Here is a 275-nt window from a genome sequence, read left to right on the forward strand (position 1 = left end):
CTGGCGCTGAACGCCGGTGTGGGGGCCGCGCGCGCCGGTGAAGCGGGCAAGGGTTTTGCCGTCGTCGCACAGGAAGTGCGCGAACTTGCACAGCGCTCCGCCAATGCGGCGAAGGAGATCAAGACGCTGATCAACGCCTCGACATCGCAGGTGCAGTCCGGCGTCGATCTCGTCGGAAATGCCGGCAAGGCGCTGGAAACCATCGTCCGCGAAGTCCAGGAGATCAACCGCCACATCAACGCCATTGTGACATCGTCGCGCGAACAGTCGACCGG

General features: G+C 64.4%; 1 protein-coding gene. It reads left to right on the forward strand.

Annotated elements, in window-relative coordinates; all coding sequences use genetic code 11:
* Nucleotides 1–275 (forward strand): methyl-accepting chemotaxis protein (locus tag SB816_RS31475; protein WP_410548179.1); only part of this gene is annotated, 275 nt, incomplete at both ends.

Source organism: Achromobacter sp. SIMBA_011 (genome assembly GCF_046535435.1).
GTDB lineage: Bacteria > Pseudomonadota > Gammaproteobacteria > Burkholderiales > Burkholderiaceae_B > Achromobacter > Achromobacter dolens.